The 21,120-nt window shown below is 59.7% G+C and carries 21 protein-coding genes and 1 riboswitch; of the genes, 8 read left to right on the top strand and 13 right to left on the bottom strand.

Annotated elements, in window-relative coordinates; all coding sequences use genetic code 11:
• Positions 1-134: 134 nt before the first annotated feature.
• Positions 135-1,172: an OmpA family protein gene (locus tag BN1117_RS01795; RefSeq protein ID WP_040094442.1), complete on the top strand. Its 1,038-nt coding sequence runs from the start codon at positions 135-137 to the stop codon at positions 1,170-1,172.
• Between the two features lie 85 nt (positions 1,173-1,257).
• Here the strand turns inward: BN1117_RS01795 and BN1117_RS01790 are convergent, their stop codons facing one another.
• Positions 1,258-2,952: an NAD-dependent malic enzyme gene (locus BN1117_RS01790; RefSeq protein WP_040094440.1), complete on the bottom strand. Its 1,695-nt coding sequence runs from the start codon at positions 2,950-2,952 to the stop codon at positions 1,258-1,260.
• A 78-nt stretch (positions 2,953-3,030) separates the two neighbouring features.
• Positions 3,031-3,879 carry a helix-turn-helix transcriptional regulator gene (locus BN1117_RS01785; RefSeq protein ID WP_040094438.1) on the bottom strand — a complete coding sequence of 283 codons (849 nt, stop codon included), beginning with the start codon at positions 3,877-3,879 and terminating at the stop codon, positions 3,031-3,033.
• A 120-nt stretch (positions 3,880-3,999) separates the two neighbouring features.
• Here BN1117_RS01785 and BN1117_RS01780 point away from each other — a divergent pair, with 120 nt between their 5' ends.
• Positions 4,000-5,379, top strand: a complete 1,380-nt coding sequence (locus tag BN1117_RS01780; RefSeq protein WP_040094437.1) for an MATE family efflux transporter — start codon at positions 4,000-4,002, stop codon at positions 5,377-5,379.
• Between the two features lie 123 nt (positions 5,380-5,502).
• Positions 5,503-5,751 (top strand): YciN family protein, encoded by a 249-nt coding sequence (locus tag BN1117_RS01775; RefSeq protein WP_040094435.1) that lies wholly within the window; start codon positions 5,503-5,505, stop codon positions 5,749-5,751.
• Between the two features lie 33 nt (positions 5,752-5,784).
• On the opposite strand, the gene BN1117_RS01770 is transcribed toward BN1117_RS01775, so the two are convergent.
• Positions 5,785-6,906 (bottom strand): GGDEF domain-containing protein, encoded by a 1,122-nt coding sequence (locus tag BN1117_RS01770; protein WP_040094434.1) that lies wholly within the window; start codon positions 6,904-6,906, stop codon positions 5,785-5,787.
• 246 nt (positions 6,907-7,152) lie between these two features.
• Here BN1117_RS01770 and BN1117_RS01765 point away from each other — a divergent pair, with 246 nt between their 5' ends.
• Positions 7,153-8,550 (top strand): nucleobase:cation symporter-2 family protein, encoded by a 1,398-nt coding sequence (locus tag BN1117_RS01765; protein ID WP_040094432.1) that lies wholly within the window; start codon positions 7,153-7,155, stop codon positions 8,548-8,550.
• 102 nt (positions 8,551-8,652) lie between these two features.
• Positions 8,653-9,369, top strand: coding sequence for a lipoyl protein ligase domain-containing protein (locus tag BN1117_RS01760; protein WP_040094430.1), 717 nt, complete (start codon positions 8,653-8,655; stop codon positions 9,367-9,369).
• Positions 9,370-9,483: 114 nt separating this feature from the next.
• On the opposite strand, the gene BN1117_RS01755 is transcribed toward BN1117_RS01760, so the two are convergent.
• On the bottom strand, positions 9,484-10,860 hold the full coding sequence (locus tag BN1117_RS01755; RefSeq protein ID WP_040094428.1) for an alanine/glycine:cation symporter family protein: 1,377 nt from the start codon (positions 10,858-10,860) through the stop codon (positions 9,484-9,486).
• Between the two features lie 249 nt (positions 10,861-11,109).
• A riboswitch (glycine riboswitch) is annotated at positions 11,110-11,220 on the bottom strand.
• A gap of 506 nt (positions 11,221-11,726) precedes the next feature.
• Here BN1117_RS01755 and BN1117_RS01750 point away from each other — a divergent pair.
• Entirely contained in the window at positions 11,727-12,878 is a 1,152-nt protein-coding gene (locus tag BN1117_RS01750; protein WP_040094427.1) for a type III PLP-dependent enzyme, read from the top strand.
• An 84-nt stretch (positions 12,879-12,962) separates the two neighbouring features.
• Here BN1117_RS01750 and BN1117_RS01745 read toward each other — a convergent pair whose 3' ends face one another.
• Both BN1117_RS01745 and BN1117_RS01740 read right to left on the bottom strand, forming a co-directional pair.
• Positions 12,963-13,931 (bottom strand): calcium/sodium antiporter, encoded by a 969-nt coding sequence (locus BN1117_RS01745; protein WP_040094425.1) that lies wholly within the window; start codon positions 13,929-13,931, stop codon positions 12,963-12,965.
• 124 nt (positions 13,932-14,055) lie between these two features.
• Complete coding sequence (locus BN1117_RS01740) at positions 14,056-14,529, bottom strand: peroxiredoxin (protein ID WP_040094423.1); 474 nt, start codon at positions 14,527-14,529, stop codon at positions 14,056-14,058.
• A 155-nt stretch (positions 14,530-14,684) separates the two neighbouring features.
• Between BN1117_RS01740 and BN1117_RS01735 the strand changes: the two genes are divergently transcribed.
• The gene (locus BN1117_RS01735) at positions 14,685-15,611 is read left to right on the top strand and encodes a phenylacetate--CoA ligase family protein (protein ID WP_040094422.1); all 927 of its coding nucleotides are present in this window, start codon (positions 14,685-14,687) and stop codon (positions 15,609-15,611) included.
• An 83-nt stretch (positions 15,612-15,694) separates the two neighbouring features.
• Here the strand turns inward: BN1117_RS01735 and yfcD are convergent, their stop codons facing one another.
• A complete protein-coding gene (gene yfcD, locus BN1117_RS01730; RefSeq protein ID WP_040094420.1) occupies positions 15,695-16,177 on the bottom strand; it encodes an NUDIX hydrolase YfcD in 483 nt (160 codons plus the stop codon).
• 203 nt (positions 16,178-16,380) lie between these two features.
• Between yfcD and BN1117_RS01725 the strand changes: the two genes are divergently transcribed.
• The gene (locus tag BN1117_RS01725; RefSeq protein ID WP_005338403.1) at positions 16,381-16,599 is read left to right on the top strand and encodes a DUF1107 family protein; all 219 of its coding nucleotides are present in this window, start codon (positions 16,381-16,383) and stop codon (positions 16,597-16,599) included.
• 52 nt (positions 16,600-16,651) lie between these two features.
• Here the strand turns inward: BN1117_RS01725 and BN1117_RS01720 are convergent, their stop codons facing one another.
• From BN1117_RS01720 to BN1117_RS01695, 6 genes are all read right to left on the bottom strand, one after another.
• Positions 16,652-16,966 (bottom strand): DUF2845 domain-containing protein, encoded by a 315-nt coding sequence (locus BN1117_RS01720; RefSeq protein WP_040094419.1) that lies wholly within the window; start codon positions 16,964-16,966, stop codon positions 16,652-16,654.
• Positions 16,967-17,154: 188 nt separating this feature from the next.
• Positions 17,155-17,766: a BamJ family beta-barrel-assembly machinery protein gene (bamJ, locus tag BN1117_RS01715; RefSeq protein ID WP_040094418.1), complete on the bottom strand. Its 612-nt coding sequence runs from the start codon at positions 17,764-17,766 to the stop codon at positions 17,155-17,157.
• 254 nt (positions 17,767-18,020) lie between these two features.
• Positions 18,021-18,746, bottom strand: coding sequence for a copper homeostasis protein CutC (locus BN1117_RS01710; protein WP_040094417.1), 726 nt, complete (start codon positions 18,744-18,746; stop codon positions 18,021-18,023).
• A 42-nt stretch (positions 18,747-18,788) separates the two neighbouring features.
• Positions 18,789-19,691 (bottom strand): ROK family protein, encoded by a 903-nt coding sequence (locus BN1117_RS01705; RefSeq protein WP_040094416.1) that lies wholly within the window; start codon positions 19,689-19,691, stop codon positions 18,789-18,791.
• A 107-nt stretch (positions 19,692-19,798) separates the two neighbouring features.
• Complete coding sequence (locus BN1117_RS01700; protein ID WP_040094415.1) at positions 19,799-20,305, bottom strand: GNAT family N-acetyltransferase; 507 nt, start codon at positions 20,303-20,305, stop codon at positions 19,799-19,801.
• Positions 20,293-21,099, bottom strand: coding sequence for a M48 family metallopeptidase (locus tag BN1117_RS01695; protein ID WP_040094414.1), 807 nt, complete (start codon positions 21,097-21,099; stop codon positions 20,293-20,295). Before BN1117_RS01695 ends, BN1117_RS01700 begins: the two co-directional genes overlap by 13 nt.
• Positions 21,100-21,120 lie beyond the last annotated feature (21 nt).

The following is a 21,120-nucleotide window of genomic DNA, read 5'->3' as shown; positions in this document are numbered from 1 at the left end:
GGACCGAAAAGAACGTCAGAGACAGGATCTTCATCACCCGCGCCAGTGGTGAAACCCCTTCCGTCACCTATACATAAGTGCGGGGTTTTACCATTAATAGCCCCCACTAAACTAAACATCGACGAGGATACGCGATGAAGATAACAGCAAAGACTGTGTGGATTGCACTGGCATTAGCGAGCGCAGGCGCTCAAGCGCAACCGGTTCACGACTGGTATGCCGGTGTGGGGGGAGGTTGGGCCATCGCTCACAACCTCAATGACTTCAGTCAGAATGTCAGCAAGGATGCAACGGCGCTATCTCTGTTTGGCGGCTACAACTTTACCGAAAATCTGGGGGCCGAAATTGGCTATCTCTCGGTAGGCGACTGGAATATCGGCGGTACCGATTTCAATAGCAAGGGAGCAACACTCTCCATCATTGGCCGCTTGCCACTCAACGATATGTTCTCGGTATTTGCTGAGGGAGGAGGCTACCTTTACCACGTCAAGTCTATCAACGGTGGCGATGACAACCTGGCACCACTGGCCGGCCTCGGTCTCACAGCCAGACTGCATGACTGGGTCGATATACAGGCACGCTACCGTTATATTGTGCGTGTAGGTGATGATCCCGATAACGACAAAGTGAACAGTGGAACCCGGCGTTGGGTCAGCGACATCAGCACCGCCACCCTGGATCTGGTGATCCACCCCAATCGTAGCAAGCCAACCGATCCCGAACCCACACCGGCCCCGGTCATCGTTCCTCCACCCTCCCCCGCACCTGAGGTGGTGGATCAAACCTTCAACTTGAGCTCGGATGTGCTGTTTGCCTTTGGTAAAGCAGAGCTAAAGCAGGAGGGGATCAATGCGCTGGAAGATCTCTACCAACAGATCGTCGATGTACAACCCAAGGATGGCAGTGCCGTCGTGATGGGCTATACCGACCGTATCGGCTCGGATGCCAGCAATCAGAGGCTGTCAGAAGCACGGGCCCAAACAGTAGCAGACTTCCTGATCAGCAAGGGATTGCCTGCCGACAAGGTGAGCATTCTGGGCAATGGTGCGAGCAATCCGGTCACCGGCAACCAGTGTGATGCCATCAAGGCGAAGGCGGCGCTCATCGACTGCCTTGGGCCGGATCGCCGTGTCGAGGTACGGGTTACCGGAGTACAGGGAGTCAGCGAGTAGCCCATCTTGAGGCGATAACCATGTCAGACGTGCAGTAAAAAGGGATGCCGAGGCATCCCTTTTGCTTTGCATCTTCTCGCAGATATCAGAACGAGGTGCGGCGGTAGCGGCGATATTCCGGATGCCAGAAGTTGGCGTCGATGGCCTGATCGATCACCTCGTCCGGGGTCTGCACCGCCTTGCCTTGCAGCATGGCGGTCTTGGCCACCATCTTGGCGATATAGCGAGAGACCTGATGGATATCCGCCAGATCCGGCAGCAGGGAGCCCTCCTCCCCTTTCACCAGCGGCGAGCACTCCGCCAGCGCGCGGCTGGCCGACATCAGCATGGCATCGGTCACCCGGGTGGCGCCGGAGGCGATGACGCCAAGGCCGATCCCCGGGAAGATGAAGGAGTTGTTGCACTGGGCGATGACGTAGCGCTTGCCCTTGTACTCCACCGGAGCAAACGGACTGCCGGTAGCCACCAGCGCCTGACCGTCGGTCCAGCGGATCAAATCAGCCGGCGTCGCCTCGACCCGGGAGGTGGGGTTGGAGAGCGGGAAGATGATGGGGCGAGCACAGTGCTTGTGCATGGTCTTGACCACCTCTTCAGTGAACAGCCCCGGCTGGCCGGAGACCCCGATCAGGATGTCCGGGCGACCGTGCTCCATCACCTCCAGCAGGGAGATGTTGTCCCCCACCGGCCAGTCAGCAATGCGTTCAACCGGTTGGGAGAGAGCCCGCTGGAAGTCGAGCTGGTTGGGGATCTTGTCGGTGATAAGGCCGAAGCGGTCCACCATAAAGACCCGGCCACGAGCCTGTGCATCGGTCAACCCCTCGGCCTTCATCTGCGCCACAATCTGTTCGGCAATGCCGCAACCGGCACTGCCCGCGCCGAGGAAGGCAACCCGCTTCTCGGAAAGCTTGGCACCGGAGGCCTTGCAGGCGGCGATCAGGCTGCCCAGGGTCACGGCAGCAGTACCCTGAATATCGTCATTGAAGCAGCAGAGCTCGTTCTTGTAGCGGTTGAGCAGCGGCATGGCGTTGTTCTGGGCAAAATCCTCGAACTGCAGCAGGATATCGGGCCAGCGGCGCTTGACCGCCTGAATAAAGGCATCGACAAACTCGGCATACTCTTCGCCGGAGATGCGTGGATGGCGCCACCCCATATAGAAGGGGTCATTGAGCAGTTGCTGGTTGTTGGTGCCCACGTCGAGCACCACCGGCAGGCAGTAAGCTGGCGAGATACCACCGCAGGCGGTGTAGAGGGAGAGCTTTCCGATGGGAATGCCCATGCCGCCAATCCCCTGATCACCCAGACCCAGGATCCGCTCGCCGTCAGTCACCACGATCACCTTGACGTTCTGCTTGGTGGCGTTTTGCAGCATGTCATCGATCCTCTCCTTGTCCGGATAGGAGATAAACAGGCCACGGGCGCGGCGATAGATGTTGGAGAACTCCTCGCACGCCTTGCCGACTGTCGGGGTGTAGATGATGGGCAGCATCTCGGTCAGGTGGTTGTGCAGCAGACGGTAGAACAGCGTCTCGTTGGTATCCTGGATGTTGCGCAGGTAGATGTGCTTGTCCATGTCGTTGCCAAACGCCATGAACTGACGATAGGCGCGTTCGACCTGCTCCTCGATGGTCTCGATATTCTGGGGCAGCAGCCCCTCGAGGTTGAAGTTGCTGCGCTCTTCGCTGGTGAAGGCGCTGCCCTTGTTGAGCAAAGGGGTCTCCAGCAGGGCGGGGCCGGCGTAGGGAATATAGAGAGGACGTTTCTGGTTATTATCTTCAAACATGGATCTTGGTACCTAAACGGTTAGCTAGACGCAGGGACCCGGTGATCGTAGGGGCTTGTCTCATTAATTTCAAAGAATTTACATATCCGTTGCAAAAGGTTTGCGACCCAGGCGACGAAAGGCGCCGGGGGTCAGACCCGTTAGCCGGCGAAAGCGGTTGGCAAAGTTGGCACCATCGCTGTAACCGACCCGGGCCGCCAGCTCGCCAAGTGGCCAGTTGGTGTAGAGCAGCAGTTGGCGCCCCTTGTTCATTCTGAGCTCGGTCACCCTCGCCATCGGCCCCATACCGAAGGCTTGCTGACAGAGCCGGTGCAGATGAGGTACCGAGCAGGCCATCTGCCGGGCCAGCAGGGCGACACTCCAGGGTTCGTCCAGGCGCGCCTCCACCCGGCGAAACAGTGCCTGCAATCTGAGTTCAGGGGTGCCGCGCACCTCCCCTTGCAGGGTGCGCTCCAGCAGCGCCAGCAACAGGCTGAGCAGTTGAGGTTGCAGTGGGGAGCGAACCCCCTCCCCCTGCATCAGGCTGAGCAGATGGTAGAGCTGATCGCCGCCATCCCCTTGCCAGATACGGTGACCAAGGCGATGCAGGTGCTGCCAGCGCGGCACGTCATCGAGCAAAATCCAGCTGATCTGCCAGCTTTCGCCAATCAGCCTGAGACCGCCGGGCACGGCGGCGGGCAGGAAAATCAGCGATCCGGCCGGAATGGCTTGCTCCCCCTCGTCGGTAAGCAGCGCCCCCCCTTCATCGTGACTCACCATCAGGATGTGAAACTCGGGGCGATTGCGGCGGATCAGGTAGTGATCCCGCACCCGGGAGAGGCCGGTCAGGAAGATCCCTGCCTCGCCGAGCAGGGGCAGCCCTTCACGTCCCAGCATCTGCTCTTCACAGGCTGGCGCTATCTCCAGACACTCGCTGGCAAATGGCATAACACCTCAACAGGATAGTTTTGCACAAGAAAACCGAGAGGCACTCACAGTGAGAACACCCCGAAATGCCCCTATCATACCCATGACAAACCTTGCTTTTCTCAAACCCGGTTAACACTAATGAATTATTGGCAAGCGATTTTAAAACAAACCACCGATCGCGAGTTCATGACCCGACTGTGGCGACTGGCCCTGCCCGTCTCGCTGCAATCCATGATGTTCTCCCTGCTCGGCCTCATCGATATCATGATGGTGAGCCAGCTTGGCACCACGGCTGTGGCGGCGGTTGGCTTGGGTAACCGGGTCTTCTTTTTCAATCTGCTGGTGATAGCGGGCCTCGCGGGCGGGGTCTCGGTATTGGCAGCACAATACTTTGGCCGTGGCGAAATGGCCGGGGTGCGCCGCTCCCTGGCGCTGGCCATAGTGGGCGCCCTGCTGGTCACCCTGCCCTTTGCCTTCATCTATGTGTTATCACCGGGCAGCGTGCTGGGTTTTGCCAGTCAGGATCCGGCACTGCGCGAGCTGGCCGATCTGTATCTGCTGATCACCGGGGCCACCATTCTTTGCACCGCCGTGGTGGTGCCACTGGAGTCGGCTCTGCGCTCGGTGGGCAATGCCGCCGCGCCGACCCGCATCGGCATCATCGCCATCATTGCCAACGTCATCCTCAACTACGCCCTCATCTTCGGTCACTTCGGCTTCGAGGCGATGGGAGTGGCCGGTTCGGCCTGGGGCACCACACTGTCACGCCTGCTGCAAACGGCCCTGCTGCTCATCTATGTGAAGCGTTATGAAGCCCGCCTGATCCCGCGCAAGATGGACTGGCTGGATGCCTTCCATCGCAAAGAAGTAAGGCGGTTTACCCTGATCGCCCTGCCACTGCTGTTCCATGATGGGCTCTGGGCCTTCGGCATGCTGATCTACGGCTTTCTGTTTGCCCATCTGGGCACCGATTCGCTGGCTATCATGACCACACTGGGTACGCTGGAGAGCATCCTTATCTCTCTCTTCTTCGGACTGGCGGTGGCCTGTTCCACCCTGCTCGGCCACCGGCTCGGGGCCGAAGAGTACGAGGCTGCCTGGCAACACTCCCAGCTGTTCCTGTTGCTGGCACCGATTGGCGCGCTACTGGTGGGGCTCCTCGTCTGGCTGCTGCAAGCCAATCTGCTGCAGTGGGTCGGTAACCTGCCCCCCGAGCTGATGACGGAAGCGGGCCAGGTGCTCGGCATCATGTGCCTCGGCATGCTGCTCAAGGTGTTCAACATGGTGGGGATCATCGGAGTGCTGCGCTCTGGCGGCGACGTGAACTACACCATCTTCATCGATATTGTCGGGATGTGGTGCATCGGCATCCCGCTCGCCTGGGTGGCGGTCACGCTGCTCGGCTGGCCTCTCTCCTGGGTGGTAGCGGTGGTATTGCTGGAGGAGCTCAGCAAGATGTTGCTGGTGCAGCGCCGTATTCGCCAACGCTACTGGTTGAAGAATCTGGTGATCGGATAAACAGCCACAAAGCGGGGTCATATCAATGACAGAAAAACCCTGTTTGCAGTATGCTGGGCACCTCTTCAATCAGAGGCGGGGATCCACGATGTCCCTGTCCAGTAGTCGTTTAAGGAGACGAGCATGCAACCACAAAAAGAGCTAATCACCGAGACTGCCCTGCTGGAGATGGCCAACCAGATCATCAAGAGCCACGAAGACTTCATCCACGGTATGCGGGCCGACTCGGTAGAGCAGAAGGGGGATATTCTGGTGTTCAAGGGGGAGTATTTCCTGGCCGAAGATGGCACCCCGACCGGCAAGACCATGGCGGTCTTCAATATGTTCAAGCTGCTGGCCCAGCAGCTCTCCGGCAAGTACCAACTGGCCTGATCTCGCCAGTACAGCGCCAACAAGATGCCGCCCTCAGGCGGCATCTGTTTTTCCGCGGTCCTGCCCCTCGACCACCACGCAGTTGCGCCCGGCCATCTTGGCCTGATAGAGGCACTCGTCGGCACGGTTGACCAGCAAATCTATGGTATCGTCGACACGTGCCATGGCGATCCCGATACTGACCGTCACTTCCAGCAATTCGTCAGAGGTGGGGCTCTTTACCAGCCGGGCTTCGACGGCGATACGCAGCCGTTCAGCCACTTTAACCGCCAATGCCGGATCTGCGCAGTTGTGCATCAGGATGGCAAACTCTTCGCCGCCATAGCGTCCCATCACCATGTCAGGCTCCAGCTCTTCAACCAGGGTGGTGGCCACCTCCTTGAGCACCGCATCCCCGGCCAGATGACCGTACACATCATTGATCCGCTTGAAGCGATCGAGATCGAGCAGCATCACCGCAAAGGGCTTCTTCTTGGTCTGCAGCCGGACTCTGGCCTGCTCCAGCTGCTTCATCAGCAAGCGGCGATTCATCATGCCGGTCAGCTCATCAGTGGTCGACTCCCGATAGAGCCGCAGCAGCATATTGAGCTGACCACACTGCACCCAGCAACTGGCCATGGTAAACATGCTAAGCACCCATACCTGATTCAGGGTGGCCTGACTCCAGATGCTCTGACCCACCAGCAACCAGTGGCCCAGCAACATGGTCACCAGCACCACACCAGCCAGTTGCAAACCGAGGGAGAGGGGGATGGGAAAGATGGCAAACAGGGTGATCAGCAGATAGGGAAAGGCAATGTAGCCCGCTTGCAGCTCCTGTTCGGCACCGAAACTGTGCAGGCAGACCAGCGAGAAAACCATCATCACCATCATCAGATAACCGAGCGCCAGCCTCATTCGTTCCCGTCTGAACCGGATCAAAAATGAGAGCGGAATGAGGGGGGAAAGAGCCAACGTACATAAAATGCGGGCTTGAAACAGCTGCTCGAAATGGGGGGCAGGGAGGGTTAGCCAGTCAACCAGCGCCCAGGCTGGCAACCCTGTCATCAGCAGGGCAGTGAGCAAACGCAGCCGCACCGTCATAAACCCCATGCGGGTTCGAGTGAAATCTTCGGAATGAGCCCTGGCACTCCAGAACTCTGACAACTTGAGCATCCATACCCTCCACTTCCTGGTCGAGTGGCTCATTCTACACCTATAAAGTGGTAAAAATGTCATTAGTGGCGGGAATAAAAACGAGAGGAGGGTCACACAAACCGACAGATGATAAACGCAGCGCGCAAACGTTTCAACCCATCAAAAAATAAACCTTTTTTTGCATAATTAGCGCTGGTCAGCCTCATTTCAATCACTACAATAGCGCCCAATTTTCTCCCCCTCCCCACACAATTCGAGGTACTTATGGAACAGGCTGCTGTCACACGCGCCAATCGAGAGGCCCATCCCCCCAGACGAGCCCATAGCGAACTGGTCTATGGCATAGAGGATGTCCCGCCTCTGCCCCAGACCCTGTTCGCCGCCCTGCAGCATATGCTCGCCATGTTTGTCGCCATCATTACCCCGCCCCTGATTATCGCCAATGCTCTCGGCCTCCCTGCCGCCGACACCCGTTATATCGTCTCCATGTCGCTGGTTATGTCCGGCATCGCCTCCTTTATCCAGACCCGCCGCTTCGGCCCCATCGGTTCCGGCCTGCTCTCGGTACAGGGTACCAGCTTCAACTTCCTTGGCCCCATCATCGCCTCCGGTCTCGCCCTCAAGCAGGCCGCCATGCCCACCGAGGATCTGCTGGGCACATTGTTCGGCACCATGCTGGTGGCGGCGCTGACCATAGTGGTGATGAGTCGCTTCCTCCACCTGGTGCAACGGGTCATCACTCCGCTGGTGACCGGCATAGTGGTGCTGCTGATCGGGCTGACCCTGATCAAGGTGGGTCTGATCAGCATGGGGGGCGGCTACGGGGCGCTGGCCGATGGCAGCTTCGCCAGCCCCGTCAATCTCTTCCTCTCCTTGCTGGTGCTTGGCCTTATCGTGCTGCTGCAACGCAGCCGCAACCCCTGGCTGCGCCTCTCCGCCATCATGATCGCCATGCTGGCGGGCTATGCGGTAGCGCTGTTGCTGGGCAAAGTGAGCCCCCCCACCTTCGAGGGGCCGCTGGTGATGGTGCCTATTCCGCTCCACTACGGCCTCGGCTTTGACTGGCAGCTGTTTGTACCGCTCGCCATCATCTTCGTGGTGACGGCGCTGGAAGCGATCGGCGATATGACCGCCACCTCGGATATCTCCGGCGAGCCGGTGGCAGGACCTGTCTATATAGAACGGATCAAGGGCGGGGTACTGGCCGATGGCTGCAACTCCATGCTGGCTGCTCTGTTTGCTACCTTTCCCATGTCTACCTTCAGCCAGAACAACGGCGTTATCCAGCTGACCGGGGTGGCCAGCCGCTATGTCGGCCTCTTTATCGCCGCCATGCTGGCCCTGCTCGGCCTGTTCCCGGCGGTCGCCAGTCTGGTACAACAGATCCCCGAGCCCGTACTGGGGGGCGCAACCATAGTGATGTTCGGCACCATCGCCGCCGCCGGCGTGCGCATCATTGCCCGCGAGGAGCTGGATCGCCGCGCCCTGATGATCCTGGCGGTGTCGCTGGCCATGGGGCTGGGGGTGGCACAGGTGCCGGAAGTGCTGCAACACCTGCCGGAGCTGGCCAAGAGCGTGCTCTCTTACGGCGTTGCCACCGGTGGCCTCACCGCCATCGCGCTCAACCTGCTGCTGCCAAAGCGCACACCTCGTCACTCCTGAATCGTCGCCCACCGCTAACAAACCCAAGCCCCGCACTGCGGGGCTTTACCTTGCCAGTCGCCACGGGTAGTGTGCAGGGCAGCCTTTTTTGAGGATGCCGCCATGCCCTATCACCTGCTCTCTCCCCTCCCCGATACCGCTTCACCCGCACAGATACTGGCGCAAGAGCAGTGCTGGTTGCGCGACTGTGCCCGTGACGGCCAGCCCCGCGCTCACCTCTGGCAGGCGCCCCAATGCCTGATTGTCACTCGCAAGGATACCCGGCTCCCCCATTACGAAACCGCCTGCAAACAGCTGGCAGACGAAGGTTGGCCAGTGCATGTGCGCGACAGCGGCGGCACCGCCGTGCCCCACGGGGCGGGGATCCTCAACCTATCCCTGCTGCTGCCCCGTACCACCACAGATCTCGCCCACTACTACCGGCTGCTGGGGGCGCCGCTGCTGACCCTGTTGGCAGAGTACGGCCTTGAGGGGAGCTATGACTTCGTGCCCGGCTCTTTTTGCGATGGTCAGTACAATCTGGTGATCGGGGGACGCAAGATCACCGGCACCGCCCAGCGCTGGCTGGCGCCGGGGCAGGATCACGGCGGCGCCGTGCTGGCACAAGCCATGCTGCTGGTAGCAGGTGATGTGGATGAGGGAACCAGGATGGCGAGCCGCTTCTACGAGCTGGCGGGTGGCGAACTGCGTTTTATGGCGGGAACCTCCACCACGCTGGCAAGCTGCATCGATTGGCGCGGTAGCGATCAGGCACTGGTAGAGAAGGTGCAAACACGGCTTGATAACCTGCTGAGCAAGGGGCTATCCACTTCATCGTGACCTTATTCCGAAGGGAGAGGGAAAGCCCCCATCCATAGACACAGCACACAAAAAAGCCACGACCGGGGTCGTGGCTGGTTCTTTTCAAGGGGAACGTGAGACTAACTAAGGAATTCAGGCCGTCTGCGGCTCGGGTTCCGACTCAGTATCGCGGTCTCGGTCAAAGTAGGCGCGGGTCTCGGCAATCACCACATGGCGCAGGCCAATCAGGCCAATGAGGTTGGGCACCGCCATCAAGCCGTTGACGATGTCGGCCAGCAGCCAAATCAGGTCGAGGTGAAGGAAAGCGCCGCTCGCTACCAGCACCAGATAGATGAAACGGTAGGGCCTGATCGCCTTCACCCCGAACAGGTATTCGGTGCAGCGCTCGCCATAGTAGTTCCAGCCAAGGATGGTGGTAAAAGCGAAGAACAAGAGACCGATGCTCACCAGATATTGACCAATATGGGCATCGAGCCCCTCTGCAAACGCAGCACTGGTCATGGCTGCCCCGCTCAGCTCGCCACTCCACACCCCGGTCACCACCAGGGTCAGACCGGTCATGGTGCAGATCAAGATAGTGTCAATAAAGGTGCCACTCATGGAGACAAGTCCCTGCTCGACACAGGAGTCGGTCTTGGCTGCGGCGGCGGCGATGGGTGCAGAGCCCAACCCTGACTCGTTGGAGAAGACCCCGCGCGCCACTCCGGACTGGATTGCCAGCATGATGCTGGCGCCAACAAAGCCACCGGTGGCCGCATGGCCGGTAAAGGCGCTCTCTATCACCAGCATGATCGCAGCCGGCAGCGCCCCGGCATTGGCAAACAAAACACCCAGACAGGCAACGATGTAAAAGATCGCCATAAAGGGCACCACCTTACTCGACACACGGGAGATGGATTTAATTCCCCCCAGGGTCACCAGCGCTACCAGCAGGGTCAACACTACGGCAGTCACTTCGCGGGGCACCGAAAAAGAGAGAGTCATGGCATCGGAGATGGCATTGACCTGCGGGAAGGTACCGATCCCGAAGAAGGCGACACCGATACCAAACAGGGCAAACAGCTTGGCGAGCGACTTGGAACCGAGCCCTTTCTCCAGATAGTACATGGGGCCGCCAGCCATCTGGCCGTTGGCATCCTGCTCGCGGTATTTGACCGCCAGCAAGCACTCGGCGTATTTGGTGGCCATGCCAAACAGTGCCGCCATCCACATCCAGAACAGCGCCCCCGGACCACCCAGCTTGATGGCGGTAGCCACCCCGACGATGTTGCCGGTACCGATGGTGGCGGACAAGGCAGTGCAAAGCGCTGCAAAGCTGGAGACATCCCCCTGTTTGCCCTGGCCCTGATCGCGGCCAAAGACCAGTCGCAGAGCGAGCGGCAAGCGCACGACCTGAAGCATACCCAATCGCCAGGTGAGGTAGATGCCGGTCCCGACCAGCAGGATCAGCAGGGGTGGCCCCCAGATAAAGCTATCGATGGCGGTTAACGCCGATTGAATTGATGACATGCATCCTCCTTAAGAAACAAAAATTAAGGAGGAGAAGGATGATCTTCCCATAGGTGTCGCGATCCCCAAAGGCGATCGGATGCAAGCCAGGAATATGTTCACACTCTTACTATGAGGCCGTGATCAAGGCTCATGCGCTGCTCGGAAGCATCATGTATTCGCATACACTCCGGCTCCTGCGCAGCTCTTTACCTTGCTGACGACCTCTCGTTACAGATCGTGAACAGTGCCAAGCTCAGGTACAACCATCCCATCCCCTCTGTCCTTTTGCCTGAGAGTTTCCGGCGCCAGATTGCGATGCAATCATGGTGCCTTGCTCCTTCGGCGCCCGATTTAACGGGTCTCTCCAGAGTATCGTCCAGTAGCAGTCCACACCGGTTGCCCGGCACCTGAAAGATTCACTTCTTCGGTGGATGGTTGCCCATCACTCTCCTGCTACCTTCATCCGAACTAATTTGGATTAGGAAGCGGGCATGGTAATCCAAAAATTGTGAGCTGTCTCGCACTTGCTCCCCCTCCTTTATATTTTTTTAGTGACGGCCAGAGCTGCGGCAAGAATGTTAAATGTTAGTTAAATATCAACAGGTTAGACTCTCGCGAATCACCCACAGCCCGAACGGGAAACGAGTCGGATAGAGAACTGTGATCTATCTCGTTTCGGCCAGAAAAACTCACCGACATAACCAAGCAAAGAGGTTGCACAAAAAACCAATAGGAAGATAATTCCGCGCATAACCAAGCATTTTTCTGTCATTTTATGCACTGTGCTTGGTGGGTCCCTCCGGACCGCTCGCCTGATCCGGCCGTCGCCGGTTCAATCGCATATGGCTTGGGCATATTTGCCCCCTAAGGATGACCAACAGAGAATGAACGAGACCCTCATTGCACAAGACTACCGCCAGCTGGTTGAACAATTTGGCTCCCCCCTGCTGCTGCTCGACAAGGCAGCCGTCCGCAAACAGTATCGGGCGCTGGCCGCCGCCCTGCCCGATGTACGATTGCACTATGCACTTAAACCCCTGCCCCACGAGGCGGTGGTCTCTGTCTTGAAGGAAGAGGGGGCCTGTTTCGATCTGGCCACCAATGGCGAAGTGGATCTGGTGCGCAGTCAGGGGGTTCGCCCGGGCCGTTGCATTCATACCCATCCCATCAAGCGCGACAGTGACATCCGTTATGCGCTGGAGTTCGGCTGCACCGTGTTTGTCTACGACAACCCGCTGGAGCTGGAGAAGTTCATTCCCTACAAGGACGAAGTGAAACTGCTGCTGCGGGTCAGCTTCCCGAACCCCGAGACCAAGGTCGACCTCTCCAAGAAGTTCGGCTGCACTCCGGAACAGGCACTGCCGCTGCTGCAGCTGGCTCACGCCAAGGGGCTCAAGGTGATGGGGTTGTCATTCCACGTTGGTTCCCAGGTGCCGCATGCCCGTCGCCATGTGCAGGCCATCGACGCCTGTCGCGATATTATGGAGCAGGCCTGGGCGCTCGGCCTCAAGCCCTGGGTGCTGGATATCGGCGGCGGTTTCCCGGTGGATTATGAGGGGGGCGAGTTCGATATCGACGGCTTCTGCGCGCCGATCCGCGAAGCGCTGGCCAAGCTGCCCGCTACCGTGCAGAAGATTGCCGAACCGGGCCGCTTTATCAGCGCGCCGGCCATGACTTCGGTATCCAGCGTGATGGGCAAGGCCCACCGCGGCGACAAGATCTGGTACTACCTGGATGACGGCCTCTACGGCAGCTACAACGGCCAGCTCTATGACCACGTCACCTATCCGGTGAGCACGCCTTATGCCAGCGGCGAGCAGCACAACTCGGTGCTCTCCGGCCCCACCTGCGACAGCGTGGATGTGATCCGTGATGGCATCATGCTGCCGGATCTGGCTATCGGCGAGTTGGTGGTTGGCAAGGTGATGGGCGCCTACACCTGGGCCTCCGCCTCCACCTTCAACTTCTTCCCCAAGGCCAGCATCCTCATTCTGGACAGCAGTCAGAAGGGGCAGAAGCTGGTGGCAGTAGCCTGAGCACACCGCTCGCCAACAGGTTCACTGGGCAAAAACAAGAGGGGGAAGCTTGCGCTTCCCCCTCTCTCATTTCACCAATCCCTATCAGATAAACTGACTGGTCAGCAGCCAGCCGGTGTAGGCGACGAAGCAGGTGAGCAGCACGCCCCCCTCCAACCGGTTGATACGGCCCTGCCCCTTGCGGCCCAGACACATCACCAGCAGCAGCAAGGTCAGCCCCATCATGATGCTCCAGTCACGGGTGAGGACTTCCGGCGCCACGTCGAGCGGATGGATCCCCGCCGCAATACCCACCACCGCCAGGGTGTTGAACAGGTTGGAGCCCAGCACATTGCCAAGCGCCAGATCATGCTCGTTCTTGCGAATGGCGATAAGAGAAGAGGCCAGCTCCGGTAATGAAGTACCAATGGCAACGATGGTGAGGCCAATCACCAGATCGCTGATACCTAACCCCTGAGCGATGGTGACCGCTCCCCAGACCAGCAAGCGGGAAGCGCCGATCAGCAGCACCAACCCGATGATGAGCCAGAGAATGGCGCTTTTAAGGGACATCCCCTCACTCTCGATATCCTCTGCGGTATCAGCATCCAGTGCATCCCCCTTACCATTGAGCCCCGCCCAGATGGACCAGCCCATCAGGCAGACGAACACAACCGCCAGAATAGCCGCATCCATCCGGCCCAGATGACCATCAATCAGCAGGGCACCGGAGAGCAGGGTAATGCCGAGCAGGATGGGGATCTCCTTGCGCACCACCTGAGAAGCCACCGCAATCGGGCTGATCAGGGCGGTAAGCCCCAGGATTAGCGCAATATTGGTAATGTTGGAACCATAGGCATTACCGAGCGCCAGGCCTGGATTACCCTGGCTGGCAGCAATAGCAGAGACCACCATTTCGGGGGCTGAGGTGCCAAACCCGATGATCACCATGCCGATCAACAGCGGGGGCATACCAGCATAACGAGCGGTGGCGGCGGCGCCGTCCACAAATTTATCTGCACTCCAGACCAGCAGCGCCAGTCCGGCAATCAGGGCAACAAAAGCCAGGGTCATAGGATCTTCATCTCTTTATATCTGCAACGAAGCGCCAGCCCAAACGGGTAAGCACTGTGGAAAGTGGCGCCAGTGTAGCTGTGCCGCCTGCCAATTCAAGGAGAAATCAAAGCACGAGGGATCTCTACAGACTAGCCAGCAGGCTCGCAGCATCGGAGACCTCAAACTTGCCCGGCGCTTCCACAAACAGCTGCTCGACCACGCCATCGCTGGCGATCAACGCAAAGCGCTGGGCGCGGATGCCGCCAAAGGCGCCGGTATCCTTGGCCAGACCCAGTGCCCGGGTCCAGCTGCCATCGCCATCTGCCAGCATGGTTATCGCCTCTGCATTCTGGGCCATCTGCCAGGCCCGCATCACGAAGACGTCGTTGACCGACAGACAACAGATGGCATCCACCCCTTTGGCCATAAACTGATCCGCCAGCACCACATAACCGGGCAGATGAGCATTGGAGCAGGTGGGAGTAAAGGCGCCGGGTACCGCAAACAGCACCACTTTTTTACCGGCGAACAGCGCCTGGCTATCCCGCAGCTGCTTGCCTTCGGCGGTGATAAAGGTAAATTCGCCCGCAGGCAGGGGTTGTCCTACAGCAATCATGATTTCTCGTCCTGAGTCGTGATGGGAAGTCGCCAGTTTATCCCAAAGTGATGACACTCCCTAACCTGGAGCCGATTCCAGGCTACAGCTGGCGGCAGGCACTTTCCCCTTGGGCAGACTACTCTTGAGCTGGTTTCACGGCGCCAGGAGGCCCCATGCAACACTATTACGATGGTCTGGAAATTCGTCCCCCCGCCATGCGCGAACAGCAGCAACTGGACCAGCTCAATCATCAGCTTACCCATGTCAGCCAATATTGCGCCGGTTACTCCAGCGCCTATCGCCACTGTCGCCTCGAGGAGCTGGCTGAGCTGGCCACCCTGCCACTGCTCGACAGCAAAGAACTGTTTGCCGCCCAGCAGGCTCATCCCCCCTTTGCCGGTCTCACCGGCCGCCCCGCCAGTCAGGCGCTGCGGGTCTTCTCCTGTCCGGGCCAGCTGGCCATCCCCGAATATGCCGGGGCTGACTGGTGGGGCGCGGCCCGGGCGCTGTTTGCCGCCGGTTTCAAGGCGGGGGAAGTGATGCTCAACGGCCACGACTATCATGCCGGCCCCACCGCCTTTATCTTCGATAACGGTGCCCGCCAGCTGGGGGCCCCAGTGGTGCCCTGCGGGCCCCACGATACCCGGCGCCAGCTGGAGGCGCTGCTGCGCTATCAACCCACCAGCTATGTCGGCCCGCTGGTGACCCTGCTCGACCTGCTGGAGGCCGCCGAGGCGGCGGAGATCCCGAGCGGCTCACTGCGCCGCGCCCTGTTGTGCGAAGCCACCCACCCCGAAACCGCGCCGCTGCAGGCCATTCACGGCATTGCCGCTCTCAACTGTCTGGTGTGGCAGGATGTGGGGGTAGTGGCCTACGAGAGTCAGCCCGGTCAGGGCTTTATCGTCAACGAGAGCTGCATCGTCGAGATCATCGATCCCGCCAGCGGCAATCCCGTGAGTGACGACGAGACTGGCCAGCTGGTGGTGACCCGGCTCGATCTGGAGTATCCCCTACTGCGTCTGGCCACCGACTGGCAAGGGCACTGGCTTGCCAAGCCGAGCGCTTGCGGGCGCACCAACCGGCGCCTCAAGCTGGTGTAGCAGGCCAAGTAAATGCACACATGCAGACGGGCAGCCATCAGGCTGCCCGTCTTGTCTCTGACGAGGATGATATATGACGCTGGTCAGCGCCTCGCCTGCCAGGTGGCGATGGCGAGCAGGGAGTCGGGGGTAAATTCGCTGGCGCGCTCGGCGATCTCGGCCAGGCTCATCCAGTGCACCGCGCTCACCTCTTCGGCCTGCAGCTGCAGCGGCCCCTGATAACGGCAACTGAAGAGGCCGCCCCAGACCCGGTAGCCCTCCCCTTCTGCATAAAAGCTGCCAAAGCCCTGCAGAGGAACATCCATAATCCCCAGCTCCTCGGCCAGCTCGCGGCGGGCGGAAAGCGCCATCTCCTCACCTGTGGTGACCACGCCACCGGCACAGGCATCCAGCATGCCGGGGCAGAAATCCTTGCTGAGGGTGCGCCGCTGCACCAGGATCCGATCCGCGTCGTCGAGCACCAGAATATAGCTGGCGCGATGGCAGAGATTCTCCCGCCGCACCTTGGCTCGCTCGGCCACGCCAATCACCCGGTTATTGCCGTCCACCACATCAACCCATTCCACGCACAGGCCCTTTTATTTGTTCCATTCAAGCCCGCAGTATATCGGTGCGGTGGTTTGCCATGGCACAACTTTTTCGATGACGCCGTAAATTTGCCGAGCTCACTGGCAAAATAAGGATTCACGCAAATCTTTATAAATCGTCATATCAATGTCATCGACCGACACCATAGTGTGCCCTGTCCAGGCAATCAGGGAACCGTGTGATGAAGGTATTCAAGCAGTTATCCCCACGGCAGATCGCTCGCTACATCAAGAGCTTTCATCGAGGCTATTTTGCCATCGAGTCGCTGGGGACATTTGAATTCAACGCGGGCAGGATCAGCCTCCATGGCCTGACCTGCCGCCAGCGGCTAAGACTGGCTCGCCAGATCAATCTGGCGGTCAGACAACTTGGTCACCGCGACCCCTTGCCGGACATGTGAGTCAAAGGGTCTTGTCCTACTGTCTGTTGTGCACCCATGCTTTGCCCGCCGGCTACTGGCCGCGCGGGCCATTTTCGATGTCGGTAATGATGCCGTTGCGCACCGTCACGAAGCGCATAAACTCGTTCTTGCCAAAGTTGTAGGTCCAGCGTTCACCATATTTAACCTGCACCATGTTGCCAAACTGGTTCTCCTCGTTACGGTTGAGCTCTTCGCGCAACATCGGCTCGCCGCACTTGAGCAGCATCTCGGCGGTGCTGTCTCCCTCGGTGATCAGGGCGCTCTTGCAGCGCATGGCATCGGCACTGGCCGGAATGCTCAGCAGCAACAGAGCCAGCCCCGCTACCTTCTTCATCTTCTTGCTCATCGGGTTCTCCTTATCCTCTCTAATGAGTCGCAGTATGCCTGTTCCCGTTGCTGAAAAAACCAGTAAAAAGCGCAAAAGAGCCGCCCTTTTCTGCTATCCAACCTACTGACCGCGACAAATACTGTCTATCACATAACCCAAAAACAAACGGCGACCCGAGGGTCGCCGTTTGCATCAAGCCAGCAGGATCACAGAATGTCCAGCAGCTCGACTTCAAATACCAGTGCAGAGTAGGGCGGGATGGAACCGGCGCCACGGGCACCGTAGGCCAGATCGTGGGGGATGTAGAGCTTCCACTTGGAACCAACCGGCATCAGCTGCAGCGCTTCAACCCAGCCAGCAATCACACCGGTCACCGGGAACTCGGCCGGCTCACCGCGAGCGACGGAGCTGTCGAATACGCCACCGTGGGTGAAGGTACCATGGTAGTGCACACGCACGGACTGACCAGCTACCGGAACGGCACCCTTGCCTTCTACCAGCACTTCGTACTGCAGACCGGAGTCGGTCACCTTCACTTCAGCGCGCTTGGCGTTATCTGCCAGGAAGGCTTCGCCGTCAGCAGCAGCGGCCTTGGCGGCTGCTTCCTGCTCTTCTTGCATACGCGCAGTGATCACCTGGAAGGCATCGTTGATATCGTCACGGCTGACCGCGAACTCCAGACCATTCAGGGCATCTGCCAGACCTTGTTGCAGGGCAGGGATATCCAGACCGGCGAAGGCTTGCTGCGCCAGCTGATCACCCATGTTGCGGCCGATGCCATAGCTGGCCTTCTGTTCGATAGAGTCGTATTGGGACATTGAGATGTTGCTCCAGATCCATGTAGTAAAGAGGCGGGATAATATCAGACTTTTGGCCATGGTGCTGCCGGCCCGTCCCCGGTTTTGTCCCCAGGTGGGAGGTGCCTCACATCAGCCCCCTCATCCCCACCCCTTCTCCCGCAAGGGGAGAAGGGAGGAAAACAGCGCGCCGTCGGTGATATTGACCCGGCCGTCATCCGAGGTGCCCATGTTGACGCCATACGGAGGGACACCATGCCACCAGGCAGCTTTACTCACCCCTGGTCGAGCAATGCTCTGACCGCAGCCACCTTGGCGCCGTCGGTGATATTGACCCGGCCGTCATCCGAGGTGCCCATGTTCACCCCATGGGGCACCATGCCGCCACGCCACCCCATGCCGGACATATGCACTTCGCTCACCCCGGTGAACTCGATGATGGTACGCACGTTGTCGGTATTGACTCCGGCGCCCGGCATCAAGCTGGCACGCCCCGCCAATGCCTGCTGCATCTCCTGCAAGGTTTCCAGCCCAGCCAGTGCGGTCGGTGCATGGCCAGAACTCAGAATGCGCTCGCAACCAGCCTCCACGATCACCTCCAAATCTGCTCGCCAGTCTGAACACAGGTCGATGGCACGATGAAATGTGACGCCCAACGGGCCGGCGGCATCCACCAGCTGTTTGAGCTGGGCAGCGGGTACCCGTCCCTGCTCGTTCAATAAACCGACCACCACCCCTTGCAGACCCGCAGCACGCGCGGCTGCGATATCCAGCAGCATCATCTCGAACTCGCCGTCATTGAAGCAAAAATCCCCGGCGCGCGGACGGATCATGGCGTACACCGGCACGCTGGCGTGGCGGGCAGCCAGTTGCATAAAACCATGGGAGGGAGTCAGGCCACCCAGTCCCAGCGCAGAGCAGAGCTCAATGCGATCCGCCCCGGATTGCTGGGCAGTGAAGAGGGATTCCAGATTGTCGATACAGATTTCAAGACGGGTCATGAGGACTCCTTTTATCGGGGAGATCAGACCCCACATCTGATCTCATAGATTGAGCAAGGCTGCGCCGCGCACACCACCGGCGCCGCCAAAACGGGCCTGGCGGATCTCGGGGATGGCAACCCCGGGCAGCAAGTGACCGGGCAGACGCAGCGGCAACTGTTCATAAAGGGCAGGCAGGCCACTCAGGCCGCCCCCCAACACCACTACCTCGGGATCCATCACCGAAATGGCGGTAGCCAGCCCGGCGGCGATGATCTCCAGCCAGCAGTCAACCGTCTCGACCGCATGGGGTTCATGGGCCTCGAAGCGTCCCACAATCTGGTGACCCGTGGCACGTTGGCCATGGAAATGGTGATAGAGGCGCTCCAGACCGGTACCGGAGGCATAGGTTTCAAAACAGACCAGACGGCCGCAGCCGCAACGGGGACGGGGCAACTCGGGGTACTTCATCAGCATGGTCGCAGGCAAGGGGTAGTGACCAATCTCGCCAGCCAGCCAGTTGCGCCCCTGAATAAGCTTGCCCGCCAGATAAACGGCGCCGCCGATGCCGGTGCCGATGGTGACACCAAGCGCACTGCCTGCGCCATCGGCTGCACCCTGATGCACTTCGGACCAGAGGAAGCAGTTGGCGTCGTTATCCACCTTGACCGGCCGCGCCAGCAGCTCGGCCAGATCGGCGCCCAGATGGCGACCATTGATGGAGGGCAGGTTAGCCGCCACTATGCTGTGATCCTGGCTGTTGATGACGCCGGGAAAACCGATACCGACCGAGCCCCGCGCACCGAAGCGGGCATCCGCCTGCTCGACCCGGGAGCGGATCAGCTGCTGCAACCCCTGGTAATCGTTGCCCGGGGTGCTCATGCGCTCCTCGTGGCAGAGGTTCAATGCACCGTCATAGACCGCAAAGGCGATCTTGGTGCCACCGATATCAAAGCCGTAAAACATGCCCGCACTCCCTTGTCAGCCCGTGTTATCCCACTTTTTCCCAAGAGGACATTGTATTAATTCGCAAAAAAAATAAAGTGACCGGGGGCGAAAAACGGCAAGAGCCATCAGAGCAAACGACTCATTTGTCGCTGTTTGCAGGGCTGACCGAGGCTGATCAGTGTACGCTCCTCGCCGTCAAAGATGAAGCCGCGGCGCAGGTAGAACCCCTCGCCGATATGGTTGCTATCGAGCAGCCACAATTTTACGCGACCACAACCGGCGCGGCGCATCTGCATCGCTACCGCCTGCCACAGCCGTTTGCCATAGCCTTGTCGCCAGTGGTCGGGATGGAGGTAGAACGCGCGGATCAAGGCGCAGCTCTGCCCTGCTTCCAGCTGTGGTTGCCAGTAGAGCAGGCCTATCACCACCTCATCGAGACAAAGCAGCATGGGCCTGGGGCCCGTTTCTGCCAGACGGGTCTGCCAGACCTGCAGATGGGCGGTGACATTCAGCTGTTCCAGCATATCGGCACCGAACACCTGGCCATAGGCAGCGAGCCAGCTGGCTCGCTGCATCACCGTCATGGCGGCAGCATCATCGCTGCGCGCCATGCGCAGGCTTATACCTTGCATCGGGGCACCAGGCCATTGGCGCGGGCCTGCTCATAGAGCGGCAGCACTTGTGCCTGTTGCGCCTGCAACTCGGCGATCCGGCTCTCGTTGCTGGGGTGGGTGGAGAGCAGTTGCGGCGGGGTATTACCACCGGCAGCAGCACTCATGTTTTGCCACAGGGGAACAGCTTCCGCTGGATTGAAACCAGCACGGGCCATCAGCTCCAGCCCGAGCCGGTCTGCTTCGCTCTCCTGCTCGCGACCATAGGGCAGCATCACCCCCACCTCGACCCCGAGTCCCAGGGCCGCCATGGTGGCGCCACGATACTCGCTGCTCCCCATGGCGATGTCGGCAGCGGCCAGACCGAGCCCGGCCAGCTGGCTACGCGAGAGCCGCTCGTTGGAGTGCTGGGCCAGCACGTGGGTCAGCTCATGACCGATGACGGTCGCCAGCTGATCCTGATTCTTGGCCACCTTGAGCAGGCCGCTGTAAACGCCGATCTTGCCGCCAGGCAGGGCGAAGGCGTTGACCTGTTTGGAGTCAAACACCACCACCTCCCAGCTGGTAATGCCATAGCTGGTGGGCACCTGGGCAGTCACCGCTTTGGCGACACAGGAGACATAGGCGTTGAGCTTGGCATCCTGGCTCACCTTCTGCTGCTTCTTCATCTGCTCGAAGGAGTCAGCACCCAGCTGGTTCATCTGCTGGGGGGAATAGAGCAGCATCTGGCTGCGACCGGTAGGGGACTGGGCACAGGCGGCCAGCAGGGAACTACAGAGGGCTACCAGGCCAAACTTGGTAAGGGGCGCAATCATGAGAGGATCCTTTGCCGTAAC

Source organism: Aeromonas australiensis, assembly GCF_000819725.1.
Lineage (GTDB): Bacteria > Pseudomonadota > Gammaproteobacteria > Enterobacterales > Aeromonadaceae > Aeromonas > Aeromonas australiensis.
This window is presented reverse-complemented; position numbering and strand designations above follow the sequence as displayed.